This is a genomic window from Psychroserpens citreus, assembly GCF_055686305.1.
In genome coordinates this window covers 2,349,860-2,373,711 of the sequence record NZ_CM145999.1, presented here as the reverse complement: position 1 = coordinate 2,373,711, position 23,852 = coordinate 2,349,860, and the positions used below count along the sequence as shown (strand labels likewise).

The 23,852-nt window shown below is 31.3% G+C and carries 21 protein-coding genes; 5 read left to right on the top strand and 16 right to left on the bottom strand.

The genetic code is table 11. From position 1 onward, the window contains the following. Positions 1 to 12: 12 nt before the first annotated feature. Positions 13 to 3,036, bottom strand: coding sequence for a tetratricopeptide repeat protein (locus ACTU6T_RS10685; protein WP_460218197.1), 3,024 nt, complete (start codon positions 3,034 to 3,036; stop codon positions 13 to 15). A 219-nt stretch (positions 3,037 to 3,255) separates the two neighbouring features. Here ACTU6T_RS10685 and ACTU6T_RS10680 point away from each other — a divergent pair, with 219 nt between their 5' ends. Beyond that, a complete protein-coding gene (locus ACTU6T_RS10680; RefSeq protein ID WP_460218196.1) occupies positions 3,256 to 3,939 on the top strand; it encodes a cell division ATP-binding protein FtsE in 684 nt (227 codons plus the stop codon). Between the two features lie 7 nt (positions 3,940 to 3,946). On the opposite strand, the gene ACTU6T_RS10675 is transcribed toward ACTU6T_RS10680, so the two are convergent. Genes ACTU6T_RS10675 through ACTU6T_RS10665 form a run of 3 tightly spaced genes read right to left on the bottom strand, consistent with a single transcriptional unit; the run spans position 3,947 to position 7,001 of the window. After that, entirely contained in the window at positions 3,947 to 4,894 is a 948-nt protein-coding gene (locus ACTU6T_RS10675; protein ID WP_460218195.1) for a hypothetical protein, read from the bottom strand. Then, positions 4,887 to 5,333 carry a hypothetical protein gene (locus tag ACTU6T_RS10670; protein ID WP_460218194.1) on the bottom strand — a complete coding sequence of 149 codons (447 nt, stop codon included), beginning with the start codon at positions 5,331 to 5,333 and terminating at the stop codon, positions 4,887 to 4,889. Before ACTU6T_RS10670 ends, ACTU6T_RS10675 begins: the two co-directional genes overlap by 8 nt. A gap of 51 nt (positions 5,334 to 5,384) precedes the next feature. Then, entirely contained in the window at positions 5,385 to 7,001 is a 1,617-nt protein-coding gene (locus ACTU6T_RS10665) for a right-handed parallel beta-helix repeat-containing protein (RefSeq protein ID WP_460218193.1), read from the bottom strand. Positions 7,002 to 7,072: 71 nt separating this feature from the next. Between ACTU6T_RS10665 and ACTU6T_RS10660 the strand changes: the two genes are divergently transcribed. Continuing rightward, positions 7,073 to 7,963: a glycosyltransferase family 2 protein gene (locus ACTU6T_RS10660; RefSeq protein ID WP_460218192.1), complete on the top strand. Its 891-nt coding sequence runs from the start codon at positions 7,073 to 7,075 to the stop codon at positions 7,961 to 7,963. Continuing rightward, a complete protein-coding gene (locus ACTU6T_RS10655; RefSeq protein WP_460218191.1) occupies positions 7,960 to 8,895 on the top strand; it encodes a glycosyltransferase family 2 protein in 936 nt (311 codons plus the stop codon). The genes ACTU6T_RS10660 and ACTU6T_RS10655 overlap by 4 nt, the downstream gene beginning before the upstream one ends. Here ACTU6T_RS10655 and ACTU6T_RS10650 read toward each other — a convergent pair. Next, complete coding sequence (locus ACTU6T_RS10650) at positions 8,868 to 9,278, bottom strand: sugar 3,4-ketoisomerase (protein ID WP_460218190.1); 411 nt, start codon at positions 9,276 to 9,278, stop codon at positions 8,868 to 8,870. The two genes, ACTU6T_RS10655 and ACTU6T_RS10650, sit on opposite strands and share 28 nt — an antisense overlap. A 7-nt stretch (positions 9,279 to 9,285) precedes the next feature. Further along, positions 9,286 to 10,365, bottom strand: a complete 1,080-nt coding sequence (locus ACTU6T_RS10645; protein WP_460218189.1) for a glycosyltransferase — start codon at positions 10,363 to 10,365, stop codon at positions 9,286 to 9,288. Positions 10,366 to 10,401: 36 nt separating this feature from the next. Between ACTU6T_RS10645 and ACTU6T_RS10640 the strand changes: the two genes are divergently transcribed. After that, entirely contained in the window at positions 10,402 to 11,541 is a 1,140-nt protein-coding gene (locus ACTU6T_RS10640) for a glycosyltransferase (RefSeq protein ID WP_460218188.1), read from the top strand. On the opposite strand, the gene ACTU6T_RS10635 is transcribed toward ACTU6T_RS10640, so the two are convergent. The 7 genes from ACTU6T_RS10635 to ACTU6T_RS10605 all read right to left on the bottom strand — a co-directional run bounded on the left by ACTU6T_RS10635 (position 11,538) and on the right by ACTU6T_RS10605 (position 19,963). Next, the gene (locus tag ACTU6T_RS10635; protein WP_460218187.1) at positions 11,538 to 12,371 is read right to left on the bottom strand and encodes a phytanoyl-CoA dioxygenase family protein; all 834 of its coding nucleotides are present in this window, start codon (positions 12,369 to 12,371) and stop codon (positions 11,538 to 11,540) included. The genes ACTU6T_RS10640 and ACTU6T_RS10635 overlap by 4 nt on opposite strands. After that, the gene (locus ACTU6T_RS10630) at positions 12,364 to 13,617 is read right to left on the bottom strand and encodes an O-antigen translocase (protein ID WP_460218186.1); all 1,254 of its coding nucleotides are present in this window, start codon (positions 13,615 to 13,617) and stop codon (positions 12,364 to 12,366) included. The genes ACTU6T_RS10635 and ACTU6T_RS10630 overlap by 8 nt, the downstream gene beginning before the upstream one ends. A gap of 95 nt (positions 13,618 to 13,712) precedes the next feature. Then, entirely contained in the window at positions 13,713 to 15,026 is a 1,314-nt protein-coding gene (locus ACTU6T_RS10625) for an O-antigen translocase (RefSeq protein WP_460218185.1), read from the bottom strand. Beyond that, a complete protein-coding gene (locus tag ACTU6T_RS10620; protein WP_460218184.1) occupies positions 15,027 to 16,130 on the bottom strand; it encodes a DegT/DnrJ/EryC1/StrS family aminotransferase in 1,104 nt (367 codons plus the stop codon). Further along, positions 16,127 to 16,999, bottom strand: a complete 873-nt coding sequence (locus ACTU6T_RS10615) for a GNAT family N-acetyltransferase (protein ID WP_460218183.1) — start codon at positions 16,997 to 16,999, stop codon at positions 16,127 to 16,129. The genes ACTU6T_RS10620 and ACTU6T_RS10615 overlap by 4 nt, the downstream gene beginning before the upstream one ends. 165 nt (positions 17,000 to 17,164) lie before the next feature. Beyond that, the gene (locus tag ACTU6T_RS10610) at positions 17,165 to 18,109 is read right to left on the bottom strand and encodes a glycosyltransferase family 2 protein (RefSeq protein ID WP_460218182.1); all 945 of its coding nucleotides are present in this window, start codon (positions 18,107 to 18,109) and stop codon (positions 17,165 to 17,167) included. A gap of 96 nt (positions 18,110 to 18,205) precedes the next feature. After that, positions 18,206 to 19,963 carry a hypothetical protein gene (locus ACTU6T_RS10605; RefSeq protein ID WP_460218181.1) on the bottom strand — a complete coding sequence of 586 codons (1,758 nt, stop codon included), beginning with the start codon at positions 19,961 to 19,963 and terminating at the stop codon, positions 18,206 to 18,208. A 209-nt stretch (positions 19,964 to 20,172) separates the two neighbouring features. Between ACTU6T_RS10605 and ACTU6T_RS10600 the strand changes: the two genes are divergently transcribed. After that, a complete protein-coding gene (locus tag ACTU6T_RS10600; RefSeq protein WP_460218180.1) occupies positions 20,173 to 20,790 on the top strand; it encodes a class I SAM-dependent methyltransferase in 618 nt (205 codons plus the stop codon). Here the strand turns inward: ACTU6T_RS10600 and ACTU6T_RS10595 are convergent. The 3 genes from ACTU6T_RS10595 to ACTU6T_RS10585 are packed head-to-tail and all read right to left on the bottom strand — an operon-like array spanning position 20,768 to position 23,809. Then, entirely contained in the window at positions 20,768 to 22,231 is a 1,464-nt protein-coding gene (locus tag ACTU6T_RS10595) for an alkaline phosphatase family protein (protein WP_460218179.1), read from the bottom strand. The two genes, ACTU6T_RS10600 and ACTU6T_RS10595, sit on opposite strands and share 23 nt — an antisense overlap. After that, positions 22,228 to 23,610 (bottom strand): class I SAM-dependent methyltransferase, encoded by a 1,383-nt coding sequence (locus ACTU6T_RS10590; RefSeq protein ID WP_460218178.1) that lies wholly within the window; start codon positions 23,608 to 23,610, stop codon positions 22,228 to 22,230. The genes ACTU6T_RS10595 and ACTU6T_RS10590 overlap by 4 nt, the downstream gene beginning before the upstream one ends. Beyond that, a complete protein-coding gene (locus ACTU6T_RS10585; RefSeq protein WP_460218177.1) occupies positions 23,597 to 23,809 on the bottom strand; it encodes a hypothetical protein in 213 nt (70 codons plus the stop codon). The genes ACTU6T_RS10590 and ACTU6T_RS10585 overlap by 14 nt, the downstream gene beginning before the upstream one ends. Positions 23,810 to 23,852 lie beyond the last annotated feature (43 nt).

Genomic DNA, 23,852 nt, shown 5'->3' with positions numbered 1-23,852 from the left:
AGCATGACATTTTTAGTTTTGATCTGTTTCTACTGATGAATTGGTCTCTGCAGCTTTCGTTTTGATACGATTGAGTTCGGTTTGTGCTTCGGCGACCACATCATCAAACTCGGCAAAGTTAGAAATGACACTCTCTAAAATATAAGTCGCTTGAAAGGCATCCCCTAGAGCATCATAATTTTTTGCCATAACAACTAAACCTTTAGCGCTATAATACTTGTAACTGCTATAATCACGAGCTAGCTTTTGAACTGTAGTATTTGAAGCGGTGTATTTACCTTCTTTATTTTTGAAATAAGCATTGTAATATAAGGCTTCAGCTGCAACGGCTCCTGAGGCTATTTTTTCTACTTTAGCATAAGCCGATTTTGCTTTAGTATCGTCTCCAGTTTTGATTGCAGAACGCGCAATAATGATGTGTGCATCACTTTTGACTTTATTGTCAATCTTAGAATCTTGCAGTACTTTTTCGGCATATGTTACAGCCTTTGAATAATCTTCAAGCTGATAATACGCATTCATTAAGTTAGACTGCGCATAGGTAATATTTTGCGGGTAATCGGCTTCATTCTCTAAACGTTTCAAGAGTGGAATAGCGGTATTCCAATTAGAATTATTGAGATATATTTCAGAAAGTTTTACAATAGACTGCTCAGTAAATTCGCTTTTTTGCTTTCCTACCACATATTCATAATGTGGTTTGGCATTGTTTGGTAAATCTTTTTTTGAATATAATTCGGCAATATAAAAATGAGACTTTAACGCATGGATTCCATTTGGAAAATCATTTAAATATTTGTTGAACTGACGGATAGCGCCATCTGTATTATTATCTAGATATTGTTTTTCGGCGGCGAGATAAGCGGTATTGTCTAATTCGGCATCTGTAACATCAACATAATCTAAAGTTTTCACCCATGCCGCATACTCATCTACACGGCCTAAATCGATATAAATTAAGCGTGCTGTAGAGACGGCTTGACTAGCTTCATCTGTCGCTGGATAATCTCGCGCTACTTTTTTAAACTTAGTTAAAGCTCTTTCATTATCATGGTCATTGTAATATGACAAGCCTTGTCGCAATAATGCCTTTGGAATAAAAACACTATTACTGTATTCTGATGCCAGTTGATTATACATTGCCATAGCGCTTTCGGTATCGCCAGTTTTTACATACGAGTTTGCCAACTCGTACATGGCATCATCACGTAATGATGATATAGGAAACTCTTTAATAAAGGCATCGAGACCTTGAATTTTTTTAGCAGCTTGTCCAACATAACCATAACTCATTGTTTTTTGAAAGGATGCATAATCACTTTCAATTTCGTTAATCCCAATAGCATTTTCATATGCAGATATGGCTTTATTGTAATTACTTGACACGAAATATCCATCTCCTAATCTGAGATAAGCATCATTTAATCGCAATTTATCATCCTGATTATTATCTATAAACTTCTGAAAGTTTGAAGTAGCTTGACTATAATCCTTCAGTTTAAAATAGGTGTATGCAATGTTATAATCGATATTTTTAATCTCATCAACATTGGATGCGCCAGTTTGTTGTGCAAATTGCTTAAATCCAATCAATGCCTCATCAAAATTATTTAAGTGATAATCTGTTTCTGCTTTCCAAAAGGTAGCTCTGGTCGTAAACTGAGCATCCTTTGCTTCATCAATTGACGTATTAAACAAGGCTTTAGCTTCATTATAATCTCCCTCGTTATAGACTTCAATCCCTCTATAAAAGGCTACTTTTTGATAGGCTACACGATTTTCAAAACTCTTTTTATTTTCTAAAAGCTTGATTGCTTCCTTGTAGTTTTTTGATGTGATGTAAGAGTCTATAAGTAACGTTTCAATTTCTTCTTTATAGCTTGTTTCAGGATATTTATCTAAGTAACTCGTTAACACTTGAGGAACTGATTGATATGGATTCCCTATATCATAGCTAATCTTAGCATAGTTGAGCCATGCATCTTCTTGGATTTTTAAATCGTAATCCATTTGAGATGCATTTCTAAAGGCATTTAAGGCTTCTTGTTTTTTATTTAAATTGATATAACTCTCTCCTAAATGATAATAAGCATTTTGAGCAACAGCATTATTACCACCTATGATTTTATTAAATTCGGAAATAGCATTTTCAAAATCATTTTGCTTGTAATGTGCATATCCTAATTGGTAGTAATCAACATTGTTCCAGCGTCCGCGTCGTCCTTTATATGCTTTTAAATATGGAATAGCTTCGGCATATTGCTCCAAATTAAAATAACTCTCTCCAATAATTTTATTAAGCTCCGATTGTTCTTTTGGACTACTTTTATCCAATTGTTCTTTGGCAAGCTGAATGGCTTTTTCAAACTTTCCGAGTTTAAAATTTAAATCGGCTTGATAGTAGGATAATTTTTCTTTGTATTTGTCTTGATCACTAACTTGATCGAAGTACTCATTTGCCTTATCATAATCATCACCTTCATACGCCATAAACCCAATATAATACTTTGCTTGAGAGCCATATTCTGGAGAAGTCACTACACGATTTAAATACTTATTTGCTCCAGTCTCATCACCTGTAGAATATAACGTATAGCCATAATTAAAATTGAATTTATCGCGTTCTGAACGTGAAATACTATTTTCATCTACTTTATCATACCACTTTCTTGCATAGGCATATTTACTATTGGTAAAATAATAATCGGCAACATCTAAAAACGCCGTATTACGCTTAGTACTTGTAGGGTATTCATCTACAAATTCTTGAATTAAATCATCAGCATTTTGTTGATTTAATCGCACTGCACAATTAGCAATGTAGTAGGCACATTCAGATTCTACTGTTTCATTTGGAGCTTCATCTTTAATGGATTCAAATAAAGACTGAGCAGCTTGATATTGTTTGTTATTGTAAAGTGTGAGTGCTTTTTGATACTCAACCAAGTCACTGGTGTAGGCTGCAGTTTGCTGAGCCTGCATATAGAAAGTCACTAATAAAAAACACAGTAAAACTCTTATTTTTCTGCAAATCATTACGTTCGATTTTTAATTGATGTCAAAATTAATTTATCTGATATCTATAACGCAACAATCGTGCTATAATTATAAACAGACTTATCAAAAGGACTAATGACATAAGATTTTGTTACAAAATTCGTTGTAGATGAGGCTCTAAAGATTAACTATTTTTGATATTGGTAGTTGCTACTTTTTATAATACATTTACATTTCTATAAAATCTCTGTACATATTATGTCTGAAACCATATTACAACTCAAAGATGTTTCCATTTATCAAGGTGATAGCATGGTACTTTCTGATGTAAACTTTGAAATGAATAAAGGCGACTTTGTATACCTCATTGGAAAGACAGGTAGTGGTAAAAGTAGTTTTATGAAAACTTTATACGGAGACTTACCATTAACTGAAGGTGAAGGTCATATTGTAGATTATGATTTAAGAACGATGAAAGAAAAAGACATTCCTTTTTTAAGACGAAAATTAGGAATCGTATTTCAAGATTTTAAATTGTTACCAGACAGAACCATAAATGGAAATCTAGAATTTGTTCTCAAAGCGACAGGTTGGAAAGACAAATCTAAAATTCAAGACCGAATTGAAACCGTTTTAGATAAAGTAGCCATGAAAACCAAGGGTTTTAAATTTCCACATGAATTATCTGGTGGCGAGCAACAACGTATTGCCATAGCTAGAGCCTTATTAAACGAGCCTGAACTTATTTTAGCCGATGAGCCTACGGGGAATTTAGACCCTCAAACCAGTATTGAGGTTATGGAAGTTTTACGAGAAATCAATACCAACGGAAATACCATTTTAATGGCTACTCATGATTACGCCTTACTTCTGAAATATCCGAGTAAGACTTTAAAATGCGACGAAAACAAAGTATTTGAAGTTGTGCAACGGAAAGACTAGTTGACTCTCAACGCTCGATAGATTTTCTTTTTGAAATATAAGCAAACCAATCTACAACTGGTAAACTCAAAAATGTTTGCTTCACATTAGTTTCTCTATAAAATGGAGACAGCAATAGTAGTATACCTATAGCACAAATAGCAATATAATTATTAACATCTAAGATTAGAGCCAGACCTAGCTTCATAAAAACAAGTGCTGCACCCCAAACTTTATATAAATTAGGCTTAAAAAAAATTGTTATAGAAAAAAACTCTAAATAAATAACCAGCAGGTACAATATCCATCCTAAAACGTAGTGTTCCATAAACCAACTTCCAAAAACAGTAATAGGTGTAACTTCATATTGAAGCACTAGAATATTCCTGAATGATAAAGGTGAAAACAAACTAACATCTTTAGTAAACAACTCAATGATTCCCCAAAATAACTTCCAGAACCCAGTAAGCGTATATGCCAAAAGCAAAAAAAACTTGGCGCTTAAATACATCAAAGCCGTTTTCTCTTTAAAATATGTATGACTTGCATTTGGAAGTAACGCAAAACAGAATAAAGGGATTAAAATAAAGTGCAAACCATGATTAATCTTTCCAAACGAGCTTAATAATGCAGCATACAACAGGTAATTTACAAATACATAGATTCTTAAAAAGCTTGTATTCTTAATAACTACAAAAACCAAACTAACCAACAAACTTATTTGAAGGAAAAAGGTAGTGAATAATAAATTATCCTGAGTAAGAAAAAACACTGGCCATAGCGGCTCTACGAGTCTAGATGTTGCGATATCATTTACATTAAACAAATGACCAAAAGCTAGAATTAAAAACGCCGCATAACTATATCTAACAAGTGAATTCAAATCTCGAAACAATGTCTCATTAGTCTCAGAGAATATTGATGTATAACGGACAACATATTTCCAAAAAAAATGATTTTTTAGTAGGTCATTCAAAATAAAAATTATTGTTTTTATAAGTTAATATCTCTTTGGTAACTAAACTAGATTTATAATCTTCTTTACTTAAATCTGCAGTAGTTTCATACAATTTGAAAACGGACTGTTTTGGAAGTGTATTAAATAACGTATTCTGTTTATAGTCATTTTTTTCTTTAACCTCTTTATAAAATTTTTGCACAATCAGGTTCATATCAACACTCTGTATATGGTGAAAATCAAAAAGGTTTCTAATATCTTTTGGCTCCTGTAACGTAGAATCTCCAATTTTTTCGACATGAATATAAGCTTGATTTAAAGTATTTGGGGTTTTAGAGTATAACGACCATCTAAAAAACGGAAAGTATTCCTTTTGAGACGATGTAAACCTTCCTATAAATGCAATTAGCAAATACAATATACTCCAATACACCAAGAAGTTTTTGTGGAATTTCATTTAGTTTCAAAACGGTAATGTAAATATAACTAAACTATTGATAAGGTAATATTAAAATCCGAGCCATCTAAAAAAACGCTTAAACGCATTGTCTCGTTTAACTTTTTTTTGCTGTTTAATGTCATCAAATTTGACAATAAATACTCCAAAGTTTGATAGCGTTTTTATTGCTTTTGTGTTATGTAATGGTTGCTCAAAATCGTTTAATTCCATTGAAAATGTAATTTTACGATCTTCTAATAATGTTCCTGTTCTCAGAATAACTTTCGAGTTTTCTACATCATAAATTTTATAGCTTTGGCCTACTTTAACATCTTTATCAGAAAAATCTATTGGAATATCTTTCCTATTTTCATCAAAAAGAACAACCTTAAACGCATCATTTTTTTTGCTAAATGGAGTGACAGAAGAAAAGGATGTTTGAAAGTTTTTAATTGAACTCCATCGACTGTTACTATCTAAATTAAATTCGGATTTCCAATTTTGGATTTTGTAATCTTTATCATTAATACTTCTGAAAGCATTACCTTTTTTTGTATAATATAAATTATCCTTAAAATCCCAATTCTTAACATGTGATTTAAATGAACCGTCTACAAGTACATAACCAGTATACGCTACATTATCACTAAAAGTTAATGATTTAGCATATAAAATTCTTAAGGCATTATTTCTACCAATAATGTAGTTATTCTTAACGATAACATTCTCAATTGGCGACCTTGGATTAAAGCCCAATGTTAAGGAAGCTGCATCACCATTAATTTCACTGTTTGCAACATTGGTATTATGATATAAAAAATTATCAAGTACTTGGATATCTTGTGCGATATTAATTCCGTTTCTATCACCTGAGGCAACTATCAAATTATCTTTTAAATATCCAGAAGGAGATCCGCTATTAAAAACAACCGTATTCTTTATTAAAATATTTTTTACATATGCCTCTTTAGCATTCTTATTTGCTGACCAAACTTCAATACCTTTATAAAAGTTGTTATAAATAATACAATTTGAGATAACTCGAGTTTGATTACTGTTATTTTGCACATAAATTCCTTCTCCTCTTCCTTTTCCGTTTTTTGCAATGTATCCATTATTGTAAATCATACAATTCTCAATAATAGAACCTGCACTATGTTTCCATGATCCAAATCCTAATCCTGGATTATTATAAATCTTCAGATTATAAAATCGACAATTTATACCTGTAAGATGGCGTATACCACTACAAACCTCAAAGTCATCGTCCTTTTCATGTCTGGAAAAATCTCCTAGCCATGTCACTTCAAAGTTTTTAAAAATAACTTGCTGACCTTTAACTTCTAAGACTGCATTTCTTGTAGACGTTACATTTCCGTTTAAAACTACAGTATCATTTTTATAAGCAGATACGGTGATATATTGATTGGGTTCAAGACTCTCAAGCGTACTTATAAACCGGCCATTATAGACCCCTTCATGTAGCCAAATGGTATCACCAGAATTCACAGTATCAGAATTTTGGCTTAAAGCCGTTTGTAAATCCCAAGGGTGAGAAAGTGATCCATCTCCTTCAACACTTCCTGGTGAATCTTTATCATCTATAGGGAAGACATGAAATTCTTGTTGTGCATTAAGATAATACCCAACAAAACATAAAATGATATATAGAAATTTCAACTTCATACTATCGGTATTTCAATTACTGTTCCAAATTACATAATAATTAATGTATTTTTAAACTTTAAAGTATTACAATGATTTCTGTATTAATTCCGGTATATAATTATGACGTTAAAACACTCGTAAAAACGATTCACAATCAACTAGAATTATGTCATATCCCGTTTGAAATTAGATGTTTAGATGATGCTTCTGAAGTTTCATTTCAGAAACAAAAAACTATTATAGAAGGGTTTTCCAATACATTTTATTATATATCCGAAAGAAATCATGGTAGAATAATAACCAGGCAACTTTTAGCTAAATCTGCACTTTACGACAATATTTTATTTTTAGATGCAGATGTTATTCCTAAGGAACATGCATTTATTTCTAATTATTTGACGTTTATAAATTCAAAGTACGATGCCGTTTACGGAGGTGTAACCTATACTAACGAAACACCTAAAAAAGAGTATAAGCTACGATGGGCTTACGGAAAGCTGAGAGAAAATGTACCAGCAGAAACTCGAAACAAATTGCCTTATAAAAACATTGTATCTGCCAATTTTTTTATAAAAAAGGCTGTGTTTTTAACATTAAACAATCAAATCGAACACAAAGGTTATGGTAGTGATAATTATTTTAGTATCATTTTAAAGCGTGCTGGAGTATCTGTTTTACATATTGATAATTTTGTATATCACTTAGGAATTGAAACGAGCACTACGTATTTAAAAAAGCAAGAAGAAGCCATAATAACACTATTACGCCTACATCAATCGCAAAACACTGAACTTCATGACAATCAACTCCTAAAAGTATTTGCTAGGTTAAAACGTTTTGGTTTTAATTATTTAATTTCGTGGTTTTATCCTCTAGGACATCATATAATCAAGAAGAATTTATTAGGATCAAACCCTTCTGTTACTATGTTACAAATGTATCGCTTAGGCTACATGTGTTATAAAGATTTAAATCCATGAACCCATTCTTTTCAGTAATCATATCAGTTTATAATAAGGAGGCTTATATTTCAAATACGTTAAACTCTGTTTTGAATCAAACCTATACAGATTTTGAAGTTATTGTGATAAATGATGGTTCAACAGATCATAGTTTGAAGATACTAAGTCAATTTAAGGATTCTAGAATTACCATTATCAATCAAGACAATCTAGGTGCCTCACAAGCCAGAAATCATGGAATGCGTATTACACAAGGTCAATATATAGCACTTTTAGATGGTGATGACTTTTGGGACAAATACTATTTAGAAAACATTCATACACTTATTAAGCAGTATCCTAATCAATCTGTATTTTCTACGGCAATAGCCCACAAACATGGCAACACTATCATTCCAGTAAAGTATAGCATACCTAATAACACTAAAGTCGCTGTATTAAATTACTTTGAAGCTAGTGAAGATCATACAATTTTATCTGGCTCTAGTACTGTATTTAAAACAACTATTTTAAAAATTACTGGTGATTTTGATTCCACAATAAGATCTGGTGAGGATACCGATTTATGGATTAGAATAGGTTTGCATTTTCCAATTGTGTTTTTAAACAAAGTATTGGTGTATTATGTGCAAAATCAAAATAGTCTATCTAATACTAATACCAACTTAAGCACAAAACCAAAATTTGACAAATACTTTAATGAAGAAAAGAATAATCCGAACTTAAAGAAATTTTTAGACAAAAATCGGTTTTCTTTAGCCATTCTAGCGAAGCTTAATAATGACCAAGATAATTATCATTATTATCGCAATGCACTTTCAAAACAAAGTTTGTCCTTTAAACGACAGCTACTCTTAATAACTCCAACATCATTATTAAAATTATTTTTAAAGTTTAAGAGCAGTAAAAATTTAAAAACATATTATCCGTTTTTAGAGGATACAAAATGATCATAATCTCTAATATAATCGCTTTCATCGAACTCAGTAGAAGCCATAACTAAGCAAATGGCACCCGCAGAGAAGTTTTCTATTTCTCTCCAAATTCCAGTAGGGATAAATAATCCGCGATCTGGTTTATTTAACATGATACGTTTTTTAGAGGTTCCATCATCAACTACAACTTCAAAACTACCACTCAAAGCTATAAGCACAGAGTTTTGTTTGATATGAGCATGACCTCCTCTATAGGCATCACTTGGCACATCATACAAATAATACACACGCTCAATTTTAAACGGAATAATATCTTTTTCTACAACGGCTAATTTACCACGATAGTCATGTACTTTTGGAATATTAACAAGATCAACCTGTTGTATGGTATGTTTCATATCATCATTAATTTAATACATTTTGCCATGCCTTTGCTATAGCGTCAATAGAAAAAGGCCGAACACTAGCTTGAGCATTAGCTTTACAAAACGCATACAAACTAGTATCATCTATAAAACGGTTCATGGCGTGAGCTAGTGCCTGAGGGTTATAATTTTCTACTAATAAACCATTATATGCCTCTGTAATCATTTCACTAGGTCCAGATTTACAATCTACCGAAATCACTGGAGTACCGATCGCTAAAGACTCTAGCACAGTTCTAGGAAATCCTTCATAGCGACTTGTAAGCACTGTGAATTTGGCATTTTGAACAGCATAGAACGGGTCTTCAGTAAAAGGTATAAAAATAACATTATTCTCAAGTCCAATAGCCTTAACTTTCAATTTCATGCGTTTTAAATCTTTTCCATCTCCAAGAATTACTAAAGAAATATTTTGCTTCGGCAATACTGACATCTTATAAGACTCTATGAGTAATGAAATGTTCTTTACCTCGTCTATAATTCTACCAAAGTATAATATATAGCCCTCAGGAAGATTATTAATTGTTTCTTGCTTTACCTCAATTTGTGGCACCGGATTGTAAATGGTCATAACATTTTCAAACCCATAAGTCGTTTCTATTGCATCTTGTATAGCTTTGGAAACAGCAACAATTTTAAATGCACTTGGATATAAGCATTTTACTATTGGCTTTATTGGTGGAAAATAAGTCTTTAAATTATAACTCCTTACACAATAAATTATTTTATCAGCTTTATATAACCATTTAGAGACAATTAACTCTTTAATTAGGTTTGGTCTAGAGCGGTTATCAATGATGACATCAAAATCATGCAACTTTAAATAACGTTTAAAAGCCTTATATTTTTTCACTTTCTTAAGTATAGACAATCTCGATGTTATCTTCCCTAAATTTAAAAGTGTTCCAGAAAAGCTATTATTAATATTGTCCATAATAGTCACTATATATATCTCATATCCTAAGTCACTGAGCAATTGAGATAGCAAAGCCGATGAACGCTCAGCTCCTCCCTTACCTAAGGATGTTACTACAATACATATCTTTTTCTCGTTAGACATGAACAATTAATTATCTTTATGCCAAATATAGCTTAAATGAACATATTATTGGTTGGTGAATACAACAGGTCTCATAAATCTTTAAAGGACGGATTAGTAGCATTAGGTCATGAAGCTAAGGTAGTAGGTTTAACCGATGGATTTAAAAAAGCCACTGTTGATATTGAAATTAAAAATCGATTTTCAAAAGGGCTCTTAAAAACATGGAGAACGTTTATTTATAAATTATTTAAGAAAGACCTTTATGCTCAAGATGTTAAAAAACAACTCCTCAAACGCAAAAGAGAATTAAGTGGTCATGATATTATCCAATTTGTAAATGAGTCTTCTTTTATTTGTCCGCCACATATTGAAATCGAATTATTTGACCTCCTTACCTCTTGGAATACAAAAGCATTTTTATTATCCTGCGGCACAGATTACACCAGTGTAAAATATGCCTATGATAAGAAGTTTAGGTATTCTATACTTACACCTTATTTTGAAAATCGGCTATCTAAAGACAGTTTTTCACTCGGACTCAAATACATTACCCCAGAGTTTGAAAAACTTCATAAGCATATCTTCAAAGCTGTAGCAGGTGTGATTTCTTGCGATTTGGATTATACCATTCCTTTAGAAGGTCATCCAAAGCATTTAGGGTTAATTCCACACGTGATTAATATAGATGCTATTACATATACTCCATTAACTATTGATCATAAAATCATCATATTTCATGGCATCAATAGAAATAATTATTATAAAAAAGGAAATGATATTTTTGAAAAGGCCATAGAGTTAATTGAAGAGCAATATGCAGATCGCATTGAAGTAATCACAGTTGAAAATTTGCCTTACAAAGCGTATATAGAGGCTTTTAATTCTGCCCATATCTTGTTAGACCAAGTGTATGCCTATGACCAAGGCTATAACGCTTTAGAAGCTATGGCAAAAGGTAAAATAGTCTTTACAGGTGCCGAACGAGAATGGCTAGACTATTATAAATTGGATGAAGATTCGGTTGTTATCAATGCATTACCAGATCCGGTAGCTATTGCAAAAAAATTAGAGTGGTTACTATTAAATCCTGAAGAACTTTTAAACATTTCTAAGCGTGCAAGAGCATTTGTTGAAGACAAGCATCACTACATAACAAATGCAAAACAGTATCTAGACCTCTGGCAAAAAGCTTAGTGTTTTAACTTCGGAAATCTCAACTCTATAGACACTCTTGTCGTGTCTTTATTTTTATTCACTGCCGAACCATGTATTAAAAAAGGTGTAAATAATAAAGCCTCTTTAGGCTTGGGATTTGGTCTCATCATTTTTATTTTCCCTTGTCTAGTTTCTAAAATACATGGCACATAATAGGTATTACCATTAATCTTAGCACCTTTACTTGCCGTTCTTAAAATATCATTTTCAGCAATTAAATGACTCCCAGGCAATACTGGCAAAGATGAGTATTCATTACATCCTACTATAGGTATCCATACATTAATAATATCTTCCCAATAGCTTAAATAACCATCTCGATGTGGCGGATTAATATCCAGAGAATTTGGTCGACTAATTCTAATTTGAATATGAGATTTTTGGAGTTCTTCAACCCAAGACGTTAAATCATAACCCAGCACCTCTCCAAAACGTTTGGCTAAGGCGTCAATATCAAAATCAAAGTCCTCATTTTCTAAATTTCGGGTAACCCCAATAATCTTATTATGCAATTCGTCGGTATTGACAACTTTATGATACTGCTCCAACTTAAAATTTGAAGGGTCAAAATCGGAAACGTGAGTTTGTATGGCTTTTACAATGTTTTGTTGGATAGACTGCTTAAAACGTTTAAAATCTTCAGAAGAAAATGCATCTACAACGCCAAAGCCCTCTTCCTTCCATGACATTTTAGAAATCACATTGTCTTGAGCTTTAAATAAGGTCTTTGGTTCTCCCCAAAAAAAATCACCTTCAACTTCAAATTGAAATCCTTCGTCATCTATAAACAACTCGCACACTTTAGACATTTGAACGCTTTTTATTGTTTCTTTTAAAGTAAAACCAAACAGTAACTATCACTATAAAAAAGTAAATGACATATCTATAAAAATGCGCCATTACAACGCCTTCGGCTCCATATAAATCTACATAATATTTTGATAAGCCATAAAACAAACCGAGAGATATAAGTTCTGTAATCACAAAACTCCAGACCATTTTTTTTGCTAAAAATTGATGTGCAACTACTAAAGTCCCTAAACGAACAAAATCGCCTAATAATTGCCATTTAAATAATGCCTCTAAACCTTCAAAATTAGGATATATAAAAGCTATGATAATATGTCTCAAAAGATAAACAGCAATCATTCCCAACCCAAATAAAGGGAGTAGTGTTTTGTATATATGAATAACTTCGTCTTTAAAGTCTTTTCCTGTCGTTATTTTTGCAAACTTTGGAATAACATACAGTGTAAAAATACTCGAAGAGAATACCATATAATTTTTAGAGATAAAATTCATAGCCGTCCAATAGCCTGCCTCTTCGATATTTATTCTATCGGTTATTGTGGTACGCACATCTAACTCTATATAGTTTAATAGAACAGTAGAAACAAATGACATTAAAGTAAAAGCCAGCAACGGTTTTGCAAATTCAAAATCGAGGCTTATGTCTTTGAGTTGAATATGCTTTTTAAGCTTATCTAAAAAAATTGTAAAAATTACTCCAAAACTAATTAGAGGTACTAATATGATTGAAAAGAGAACACCTTTAAGATTGAAATAATAAAGACATATTAATAACAAACATACCGATACAAGATATGCACCTAATTCAATTTTGGCATGCTTTTTATATTCTGATAAGCCATTAATTAAACCATATAGAATTCTATTTAGCCCTATAACAGGAGGTAAAATAGATAAGCACTTAATAAGATTAGTAAATTCATTCGTTTCAAATAATCTTACTGAAATATATTCTGCATTGAAGAAAAGAACGAGAGCAGATATCATAGACCCAATTGCTCCAAAAATAAATGCAGATGAAAACAATTTAGACAATTGTGCCTTATTGTTTTCGTTTTCAGACACATACTTTACAACACCATTAAAAATACCTAATGATGCTGTACTTGTTAGCATTTGCATTAAGTTTCGTAATTGTCCGATTTTAGCAATACCTGCCTCTCCTACATTTAATGCCAAAATACGTTGTACAAAGACAGAAATAACTAAGCGAATGACAATCACAACGGCATTCAAAGAGGTCATCTTTAATAAAAGATTTCTTTGAATAAGGCCTTTTAGATTTATCACAAGGATTACTGGTTTTTATAATACGTTAACTGTTTAAATATACTATTTGTTTATGAACTAGAATCGGGTTTATCATTAGAAATAACACCAAACAGTGAAGAACCAAATATCAATAATACAATTCCATAATGCATAAGATAACTTACAAAATGTCCAATTACGGCTCCTTTTACACCATAGACATCTATAAGATAAACGCTAGACACATATAACATTACTACCAAAAAGATTTCAATAATAATAAAGTGGGCAAACATCTTTTTTGCCAAGAATTGATAAGCAATTACAATAGATAATACTTTAATAAAATCTCCTAAAAGCTGCCAAAAAAACAAGTGTTCGACAGGCTCAAACTCTTTTGAAAAGATTAGAGGCACTATAAAAGATTTAAGTAAATACAAAAATACTAACCCAACACCAAAAATAGGCATCACCGATTTATAAAATCCGAAAACTTCTTTTCTAAATTCTTTTTTTGAATCGATTTCACTAAATCTAGGCACTATATACAAGGTAATAATAGACGTGATGAACATTAGGTAATAATTAGATATTCTATTCATTGCCTCCCAATGACCTGCTTCTTTTATACCAACTTCAGAAATAATATAGTTACGAATACAAATAGAAATTAACGGCAAAGCAATTGCCGATACTAGTGCCATAGCTGCATAAGGTCCAAACGATTTTAAGATATCAAAACTAATATGATCTGTTTTGATATAGGTCATTAAATTTCGTCGGTTTATAATTCCAACTAATGTAATTAAAAATATAAGCGATGGCGCTACTACTGCCGCAATTAAAGCACCATCAATATGGTTTTGATAAATTAAAAGCAAGGTCACCAATAAGCCTAAAATTTGACCAATAATATTAATTATAAGCAGCATTTTATAATTCGAAAATCCATTCATTATGGAAAAACTCATCATGTTTAAGGCATAAAATGGCAATGCTAATGCCATTATTTTTATGATATAAGCAAAATTATAATTTGATGAAAAGAGGATGTCATTTATGAATTGAGCATTGTAGTAACATAAAAAAGACGCAATTACTGTTGAGAAAAAACACAAGTAATATGCTGTGGATAATGTTTGGCTTAATTTCACACTATCCTCCTTAACTTTTGCAATAGTTTTTACCACTCCATTATAAAAGCCAAGTATAGAAACCGATTGCAAAGCACTAAGGAAATTTCTGAGGTTACCAATAAGAGCCATTCCTTCAGCTCCAATAAAAATTGCAATAGCTTTGGACGTTAGTATTCCAGCAATAATTTTTGTAATAATTGTTGCTGAATTAAGATGAGCAACTTTAAATAATACATTAGTATTAATGTACTTTATTAAACTTTTCAATTAATAAAGGTTTAGGGCATTAATTACGGTTTCAATCTCATTAGAAGTCATCACTGGACTTAGTGGAATACTTACCACAGTCTCATGAATCGCCTCTGTAATTGGTAAAGATAGAGATTTATATTGCAATAACGCCTTTTGATGATGAGGCGCAACAGGATAATGAATTAGACAACCAATACTACAGGCATCTAAATATGCCTTAAAGTGAGCTCTATCATGAACTCTAATAACAAACACGTGAAACACATGGTTTTCAGAAAAATCATAATAAGGCAATTTAATCTTAGGATTTACAATTTCATTTAAGTAACGTTTAGCAATTAATCGCCTTCTATTATTATCCTCATCAAGGTATGATAGTTTGACATTTAAAAACGCAGCTTGCAACTCATCTAAGCGGCTATTAACACCAATTTTTTCGTTAATATACTTTATTGAACTCCCATAATTATGCAACAAGTTAATGCAATTGGCAAGATCATCGTCATTGGTTGTAATAGCTCCTGCATCACCAAGTGCACCAAGATTTTTAGTTGGATAGAAACTAAAACCTGCGGCATGGGATAAATTCCCAGCTTTTTTCCTTTCGGAATCTAATACAGCGCCATGAGCTTGTGCAGCATCTTCAATGACTAATACATTATGTTGGCTCGCAATATTATTTATAGCGGTCATATCGGTTAATTGTCCATATAAATGTACTGCCAATATTGCTTTGGTTTGAGATGAAATATGCTTTTCAATTTCAGAAGGTGAAATATTAAATGTGACTTCATCTGGTTCAACAAATACTGGTTTCAAACCCGAATTTATAATTGCTAATATACTTGCGATATACGTATTTGCAGGTACAATAACCTCATCATTTACTTGTAATTTTCCTAATTCGATATAGGCTTTAAAAATTAAGCTAAGTGCATCCAAGCCGTTGGCAACACCAATACAATGCTTGACATTACAATACTTAGCAAAACGATGCTCAAAGTGTTTTACTTCTTGTCCTTTAATGTAATGTCCTGAATCTAAGAACAACTTAAACCGTTCTGAAAATTCCTCTTCAAATCGTGCATTCAATTTCTTTAAGTCTAGATACTTTATCATAACATGACGGTTTCCAACATTTTGTAATTATTTGTTTTTAGCTCATAAAAATCTTGTGTTTTTGTACGAGCACCAAAACCTTCCTTCCAATATTGAAGACCAGCATTGACTTGCTGACCTTGATTTTCGTTGGATGTTCCAAAATCAAAATACGTTTTTTCTTTAAAAACATCCTCAATAAGATACATATGTAAAAAGTCTAAACTACCTAAACTATTTTTATCATCATTTCCAGAAATATATTGAGAATGAGCAACGCATCTAGTTTCAAAAATAGTTGTACCAGCAACAATGTCATTATTCTTGTACACATTAAACTGTCTGATGCGCTTCGGAAATCGGGTCTTTAACAATGTAATTTCTTCTAATGTATGTACTGGTTTTGCTTGATGCTTTTTTTGAAGATTAGGTAGTAAAATAGTCGTCCAAAAAGCATCAAAAGTATCTTCTTCTTTGATAACTAAACCATGTTTTTTTCCTCGTTTATAACCTTCAATTCTGTTTTTTGACACTTTAGGTCTCTGCTCCAAATGTATGACAGACAAAGCATCTCGACGAATTAATTTTGCGTCACATATAAACATTAAATACAATAATTCATCATTAGGAATCTTAGCGTAAAATGAAGGCAGTTGTTTTAATTGGAGTAATTCAACACCATCATCGTACATGTGTTGAAGCACAGATTTAAAAACAGATAGCACATCTCTAAATTTTAGCGTTTCAAAAAACAACAACCCACCATAAGTTAACCCTTGATGAGAATACACTACATTACCTACTCTATTTGCAGGTAGAACAGCTATAAGTTGTTCCTCTTTATAGATCATTAATGAGTAATCCACAAAACGATCTTGATGATAGTCCATAAAATCCCTTAAGAATAGAAACGTAGCATTTTTACATTGTGACACAAATGTGTCCCATGTATTTTTTTGTTCAGGTTGGTATGTATGTATTGTTAAGATTGTAATATTTTAATAGTTAAACTTAAGAAAATACTATTTTATTCAAAAAATCAAACCAAATATCAATTAGTCATCTTTTTTAATATTAGTATCACTAATAATATATAACGGTCTGTTTTTAACATTGGTACTTATTCGGCTAATATATTCTCCTATAACACCAATAGATAGTAATTGTATACCTCCAATAAACATTGAACTAATAATAAGCGATGTCCAACCTGTAATCGTTTGTTTGAGGACAAAATGCGAGAAAATCGCAAATAAAATTACAAAAAATGATACCAGTGATATTATAAACCCAAGTCTACTAACCAACAACAAAGGCTTATCAGAAAATCCAGTTACAGCATCAAAAGCAAGACTAAACATTTTACTATACGAATATCCAGATTCTCCATATTTTCTTGGTTCTCTCTCAAACTCTACAAAGGTTTGCTTAAAGCCAAGCCAAGCTATTTGACCTCTTAAAAACTTATTTTGCTCTGGCATCCGTTGTAAGGCAGAAGCTACTTTTCTATCAAGAAGTCTAAAGTCGCCAACATCAAGCGGGATATCAAAAGCAGTAATTTTTTGGAGGATCCTATAAAACATTTTTGAGGTTAATTTTTTCAAGAATGTTTCCCCTTGTCTCGAAACACGTTTGGCATACACCACATTAAAACCTTTCTTATATTCGGCATATAATTTAGGGATCAATTCTGGAGGATCCTGTAAATCGGCATCAATAATCACAATAGCATTCGAAGTACAATAATCTAAGCCAGCAGATACTGCAACTTGATGACCAAAATTTCGGCTTAAATTAATATAAAGCACTCGACTATCTTCATTTGAAAGTGCTATTAGTTTTTTAAGTGAATCATCCTGACTTCCATCATTAACAAAAATGAGCTCAAAATCTTGAGTTATTTCATTAAGTGAAGTAATTAAACGTTTATATAATTCATCGATATTATGTTCCTCATTATAAATGGGAATCACAATAGATATATCTTTAATAGTTTTCATTTATTTGAAAATGTCTAAAAGCTAATTGCGCTACAAGATATAGGATATGACTAAAACTAGCATAGGTATCGTCTACTATTTTGATTAAAAATCAATTTATTTACTAGATTTATAGATATTGAAATAGTCATTACTCCAAATAATTTTATAAGCATTACGCTCGATAAAACTATTCATAGCTTTAGCTCTTCCTGGGTCATAAGTATTACTATAAGGCTTATCTTCAGCCAAATAATCATCTATGGGTTCTGAAAACTCCCAAATGGCAGTAAACTTCTGTTGTACAATAATTGGTAATGTAACTATATTTGTTTCAGCCAATTTAAGCTTTTGTTCAAATGATACATGATCATAAATCCAAACCCAAGGATTGTAAGTATATGGCCGTGTTTCAGTTAAAAAATGAAGCATTGGAGCACTATCATAAACAAACATGTAATCATTAGGCTCCACATGATTTTCAAGTTCTTTGAGGACATCATTGATAACCTTAGCGCGTTCATTTGTGGTATAGATGCCATTGGTAAATTTATTATCGATTACCGCCGTTTTACTTAATCGGTTTCCTTTATCAAAATAAGCTTCTTGTGATATGCTATAGCCTTTATATCCAAAATAAGAGATTGCTATAATTGAAAACAAATATTTAGATAATACCCCTTCAATTTGAATACTGTTATGTACATGTTCTATTTCAGCAGATAATGAAATCGTAGTAATCTGTGATATAAATTTGAAAAAAAATGGGGTAGCCAACCAAATACAGATATATCCACTGCTGTGAACTCCTCCTCCACTTCCTAGAGGTAAAAAAATCATAGTGAGCAATGCTAAAAAAGCAATGATTTTAATCTGCTCTGTTTTCTGTTTGGTAAACATAATACCCAAAGTTCCTATAAATCCTAACACGTAAACCATATAAATATCTCCTTTAGCAAAGAGCATTACAAATGAGAGTAAAGCAACAAGTGGCACAACATACTTAATTATGGCTTTGTCCTTTAAAAATCTATGTAGTACTAGTAATATGGAAATAACGACAACTAATTTACTAGTTTCATAAAAAATGGCGATATAATTATTCTTGATTACTCTAATTAAAGTTATGAAATTATGACCACTATCTTCTGTTTTTCCCAAGCTAAAAAGCACAGAAAAAGCATTTTCCATTATATGCCATTGATTTAACCCATACATCATTATAACCACTAAAGCAATACCTACAATGCTCCCAAAAAGCAATACCAACATTGGTTTTATTGACAAGAACAAGGCCTTTTTTCTCAATATAAAAGACGCATATGGGATTGCTAATAAAAATATGAGAAGTGTGATGTTTGGAAGTCTTGCAAAAATATTCACTCCTAAAATGAGACCACTCAAACCCAGCAACATCAACTTTTGTTGCTGTATCCCTTTAACTAAAACATACACACTCAATACAGTTAAAAATGTGGTAATATGGTTATGATAAAACGCTAAAAAGCCAAAATCATTAACAAACAAGACCATGGCTAATCCTATCATAATATAGGACAATTTAATATGGTTTTTCAGTATTTGATAGCATAGTAGTAGTGTTGCCGTATTAAATACTACAGTTAAAACCCTAAACCACAAAATCCCACCTGTTTCAAACAATTGATACCATAATCCACCAATGAGACCAGATAACCAATAGACAAAACAATATTCTACGTTTTCAGGTGCATTAAAGAATTGTTGGTAAAATGTGAGAGAAAACCCTTCGTCACAAATATCAAATCCGTGAAACATAAGCACTAGTTGAATTAAAACTATAATGACGACATACATTGGAAAACTCCAGGTCTTATACATTAATTCTTTAAGCATAAACTTGATTTCATTTATTAGTCGTTACAATCAATTCATTAGAATAATTGCTAATATAGATAAATACTAGCAATCATACATCTGGTAATTGATTAGTTATAATGAAATCCTACTTATGATGAAATCTAACACATCTTAAGCCTATTAGTTTAAAATAAATTCTATAATTTCGAAGCTTGAAAACGGACATACAACTCTAATCCAACATCATGAGTAAATTTTCTCTTAAACAGTTAATCCTAGGTAATCCATTTGTATATTGGAGTTATCAAAAACTAGTAGGTGGTGATAGAGCTAGACGTTTATTTATTAAAAATCAAGTACGTCCCAAAGTTGGTCAAAAAATATTAGATATCGGTTGTGGTCCTGGTAATATATTAGATTATTTACCAGAAATGAATTATGTAGGTTTTGATGTAGATCCAGAATACATTGAAGCCGCTCAAAAAAATTATGGAGATAGAGGTGAATTTATATGTGACGATGCTAGTACTTTTAAAGTCTCAGAACCTCATAGTTTTGATCTTGTAATTGCTACTGGAGTTATTCACCATTTAAATGACACTGAAACTACTAGGCTTTTTGAAATTGCTGCTGAAGCACTCAAACCTAATGCGCGTCTAGTGACTTTTGATGGCTGCTATATTAATAATCAAAATTTGATTTCAAAATTTATGCTAAAATCTGATAGAGGTAAATTTGTAAGAACTCAAGTTGCATATGAAGCATTAGCTCGTCAATCTTTTAAGACTATTGAATCTACTATTGACGAAAGCTATTTTAGAATTCCCTATACATCTATATTTATGGAGTGTCGAAATGCTTAAACACCACTTCGTCATTTTCATTTATACACTCATACACCTTATGATTCATTGGAATATAACTAATATTTGGTAAAAGATTAAGAAATTTCTCATCCCCACTTAATGCATAAAACACTGTCCTAAAAAGATTTACAGAAGTCTTAAACTCTAAGGTATTATCAGACAATTGTGATGGCCATTTTATTGCTAACATACTACTAAATGTAGATTTTGTTTGATCAATAGTCATTTGACGTTCCGTAGCTTCGAGAGTATAATTTAGGCCTACAAAACCCCCATGATCTGCTACAATAATAATAAGCGCATTATTGTCAAAGTTTTTAATTTTAGTGATAATACTTTTTAACCATAAATTAGCACCTTCCAATCGGTCAAGATAGTGCTTTCTTTCTTCTTCAATTCCCATAGAGCTATTCTCATAATAAGCAATATGACCTGGTATTGTTTTTTCAATAAAGAAAAAGTTTTTATCTGTATCAATAGTATCTAAAGTAGCACTAAAGTCTTGAAGCATATCAACTTTTACAGGACCACAATCAACATAAGACACTTTAGAATCATTGACATTACAATAATCAAATTTCATAGGTTTCCTATCAACTAAAAAGAATGAGTTATCAGTAATCAAATGTGAGCTATATCCATTATGATTTAAAATTTTGAGTACGTTATTATATTTTCCTATAATAACTTCATTAGAATTAAACGTCTTTAAGCTTTTGAGATAAGTATTACTGTAATAATTATGCTTCATAGAAAACATTGATGAGTTAGAAGTCATTGTAGAATAATAATTACTTCGGAAATTGTTATAGACAAAAAAACCGGTACTATCCAAATATTGAAGAAATACAGAATTATCATACTTATAAGGCGCTTTGACAATGTCTGCGCTATTGACATAACCATCAGGTTGAATCACAAATATGTTTGGACTAAACTGCAATTCTGTGTTTAACATTTTATCAGTCATGTTGGCCCACTCTTGATTGTTCTGATTTAAAGCAAAAATTAGAACAGGAATAAATGTTATCAAGCTTATTGCTGACATTAAGAACTGAAGTACAACAATTTTCTTAATATGCTTAAAAAGTATCATTGCAAAAACTAATGCAATGACAATCATCAATGCCGTTGCCTTCCTTTTAAAACTAAAAATCAAATAACCAATAAGTACAAGAAATACTGCAAAATTTAAAAAGGTCAGTCTATATCTTTCAAAAGGCTTAAAAACATTAGTATTGAAAATAATTTTAGATCCAAATAGCAATATGTAAGGGATTACAAAGCACAAAAAAATCATAAACAATAACTGTTGCCAGGTATTAGAAATATGCAAATTACTATTAAAATAATGCAAAAAAGGATACAACCCTCCTGCAAATACTGTAATTACGGGGAAATCTTCAGTTGATTCAATAAACCTTTTTATCTTTTTCAAATAATTCTTTTTAATAAATACATAGTCCTTTCCGAATTTTTAATCTCCTGTTTCCTTTCAATTTGAAAAAAATTAGAATATGAAGTTTCAAAACTCTGCATCGTATAAAAATCAAAATGACTTTCAAATTCTCCTTTAGTTTTTAATAAGCGTTGTACCCATGAATCATTACGCTTTGGAAATTCTATAATAAGGTATTTTGAAAATGATGCAAAAAATTGGGCAGACATTTCAAAAGGTATATTACCACTTAAACTCATATGATGAATTACAGCTAGAGCCATAGTAGTATCTGGAGCATAAGCTTTAATACGCTTTAAAAATGAATCACGCTCTTTATTATTAAAACCAATAGCTGGTGAAGGATTTAACACATCAAAAACGAATGGCAACATAGATCTCTCTTGGTTTTGTTTCAGGTATTTATAATTGGCATCCACAGCATTATTATCAATATCACAAACTAAGGCTTCATTCAAATTATGATTTAACTTTCTAACAAAGGTCCCATCATTACCTCCTATATCAATGATCGTTTTAGCATCTAATTGTTGCACCCAAGAATTGATAATCTCAGCTTTTTGTTCAAAAGCAGTATTGACATAATTAGTTTTATCGTAATAATTACCCCATTCACTTGTTTCATTTAAGGTCATTTTTTTTATATAACTATAAAGACCTTCTATCAAATTTAATTGTGCTTTCTTAGAAAGGTGAGCAGCTTTAGACTTACCTTCATAATCTTCATTATGCATGCCTTCGTACTTGGCTAGTAAATGAATATTAGTATATAAAAACGGATTCAGCTTAGTTTTAAAGGGTAGCATTTTTGATAACATCTTCATCGGTATACCATCTATAAAACTTGCTATCAATTTTAAGGATTCAGAGCCATTATATTTCGCCAATAATAGCGGACCAAAAAAATGGGTTATAAACTGTTTGTAAGCTCTCCATGGGGAATTATCTTGATAGAAATCAAAAGATAAAGTATCAATAAACACCATTTTTCCTTTATGAAACGTAACATTAAATGCTGAGGCATCTTTTAAAGAATACCCATTATCTAATGCAAACTTCTGAATTTTTAGCGTTAATAATGCTGCTTCTTTATATTGATTAAAGCTCCATTCGTATGGATAAGTAAAAAAAGAAATTTGTTCAGGTTCAATAATAATTTCAGAATCGGCTTTAGAAAACTCTTCATGCGGAATTAATAGGCCTGCATTATGAAGTTTTTTATAAAAATTAGATGATTTAAGTGCTTTATATTGCTTAAAGTAGATAGGAAGAATGCATCTTTTGACTATATTATTATCAATATAAATATAGCCTGAAGGATCTCTAAATGAAGACGAATGTCGATTATGTATTGTCACTATCAGAATTACTTTCTATGTCAGAATCAGTGACATCAATGTCATCAAAAACATCATCGTTATGTTTAGCAATTCCAAAAAATGATTTGATTTTGAACATTAGGTTTTTTGAAAACAATACAACTGCTGCTACGCCTGCAATAATCGCTTGAATTATCATTGCTCCCAAACCTGGATCAAAATATAAGAAGTGTATCATTTTTTACTTTTCGTAAATATAGAAAACTATAAACAAAAACGGA

What these genes read in the sequence shown, in the direction of transcription:
- ACTU6T_RS10665 (WP_460218193.1), bottom strand. Translation starts at nt 7,001, where the DNA reads ATGAAGTTGAAATTTCTATATATCATTTTATGTTTTGTTGGGTATTAT.
- ACTU6T_RS10635 (WP_460218187.1), bottom strand. Translation starts at nt 12,371, where the DNA reads ATGTCTAAAGTGTGCGAGTTGTTTATAGATGACGAAGGATTTCAATTT.
- ACTU6T_RS10655 (WP_460218191.1), top strand. Translation starts at nt 7,960, where the DNA reads ATGAACCCATTCTTTTCAGTAATCATATCAGTTTATAATAAGGAGGCT.
- ACTU6T_RS10615 (WP_460218183.1), bottom strand. Translation starts at nt 16,999, where the DNA reads ATGGACTATCATCAAGATCGTTTTGTGGATTACTCATTAATGATCTAT.
- ACTU6T_RS10605 (WP_460218181.1), bottom strand. Translation starts at nt 19,963, where the DNA reads ATGCTTAAAGAATTAATGTATAAGACCTGGAGTTTTCCAATGTATGTC.
- ACTU6T_RS10645 (WP_460218189.1), bottom strand. Translation starts at nt 10,365, where the DNA reads ATGTCTAACGAGAAAAAGATATGTATTGTAGTAACATCCTTAGGTAAG.
- ACTU6T_RS10585 (WP_460218177.1), bottom strand. Translation starts at nt 23,809, where the DNA reads ATGATACACTTCTTATATTTTGATCCAGGTTTGGGAGCAATGATAATT.
- ACTU6T_RS10610 (WP_460218182.1), bottom strand. Translation starts at nt 18,109, where the DNA reads ATGAAAACTATTAAAGATATATCTATTGTGATTCCCATTTATAATGAG.
- ACTU6T_RS10670 (WP_460218194.1), bottom strand. Translation starts at nt 5,333, where the DNA reads ATGAAATTCCACAAAAACTTCTTGGTGTATTGGAGTATATTGTATTTG.
- ACTU6T_RS10650 (WP_460218190.1), bottom strand. Translation starts at nt 9,278, where the DNA reads ATGAAACATACCATACAACAGGTTGATCTTGTTAATATTCCAAAAGTA.
- ACTU6T_RS10620 (WP_460218184.1), bottom strand. Translation starts at nt 16,130, where the DNA reads ATGATAAAGTATCTAGACTTAAAGAAATTGAATGCACGATTTGAAGAG.
- ACTU6T_RS10685 (WP_460218197.1), bottom strand. Translation starts at nt 3,036, where the DNA reads ATGATTTGCAGAAAAATAAGAGTTTTACTGTGTTTTTTATTAGTGACT.
- ACTU6T_RS10600 (WP_460218180.1), top strand. Translation starts at nt 20,173, where the DNA reads ATGAGTAAATTTTCTCTTAAACAGTTAATCCTAGGTAATCCATTTGTA.
- ACTU6T_RS10640 (WP_460218188.1), top strand. Translation starts at nt 10,402, where the DNA reads ATGAACATATTATTGGTTGGTGAATACAACAGGTCTCATAAATCTTTA.
- ACTU6T_RS10680 (WP_460218196.1), top strand. Translation starts at nt 3,256, where the DNA reads ATGTCTGAAACCATATTACAACTCAAAGATGTTTCCATTTATCAAGGT.
- ACTU6T_RS10660 (WP_460218192.1), top strand. Translation starts at nt 7,073, where the DNA reads ATGATTTCTGTATTAATTCCGGTATATAATTATGACGTTAAAACACTC.
- ACTU6T_RS10630 (WP_460218186.1), bottom strand. Translation starts at nt 13,617, where the DNA reads ATGACCTCTTTGAATGCCGTTGTGATTGTCATTCGCTTAGTTATTTCT.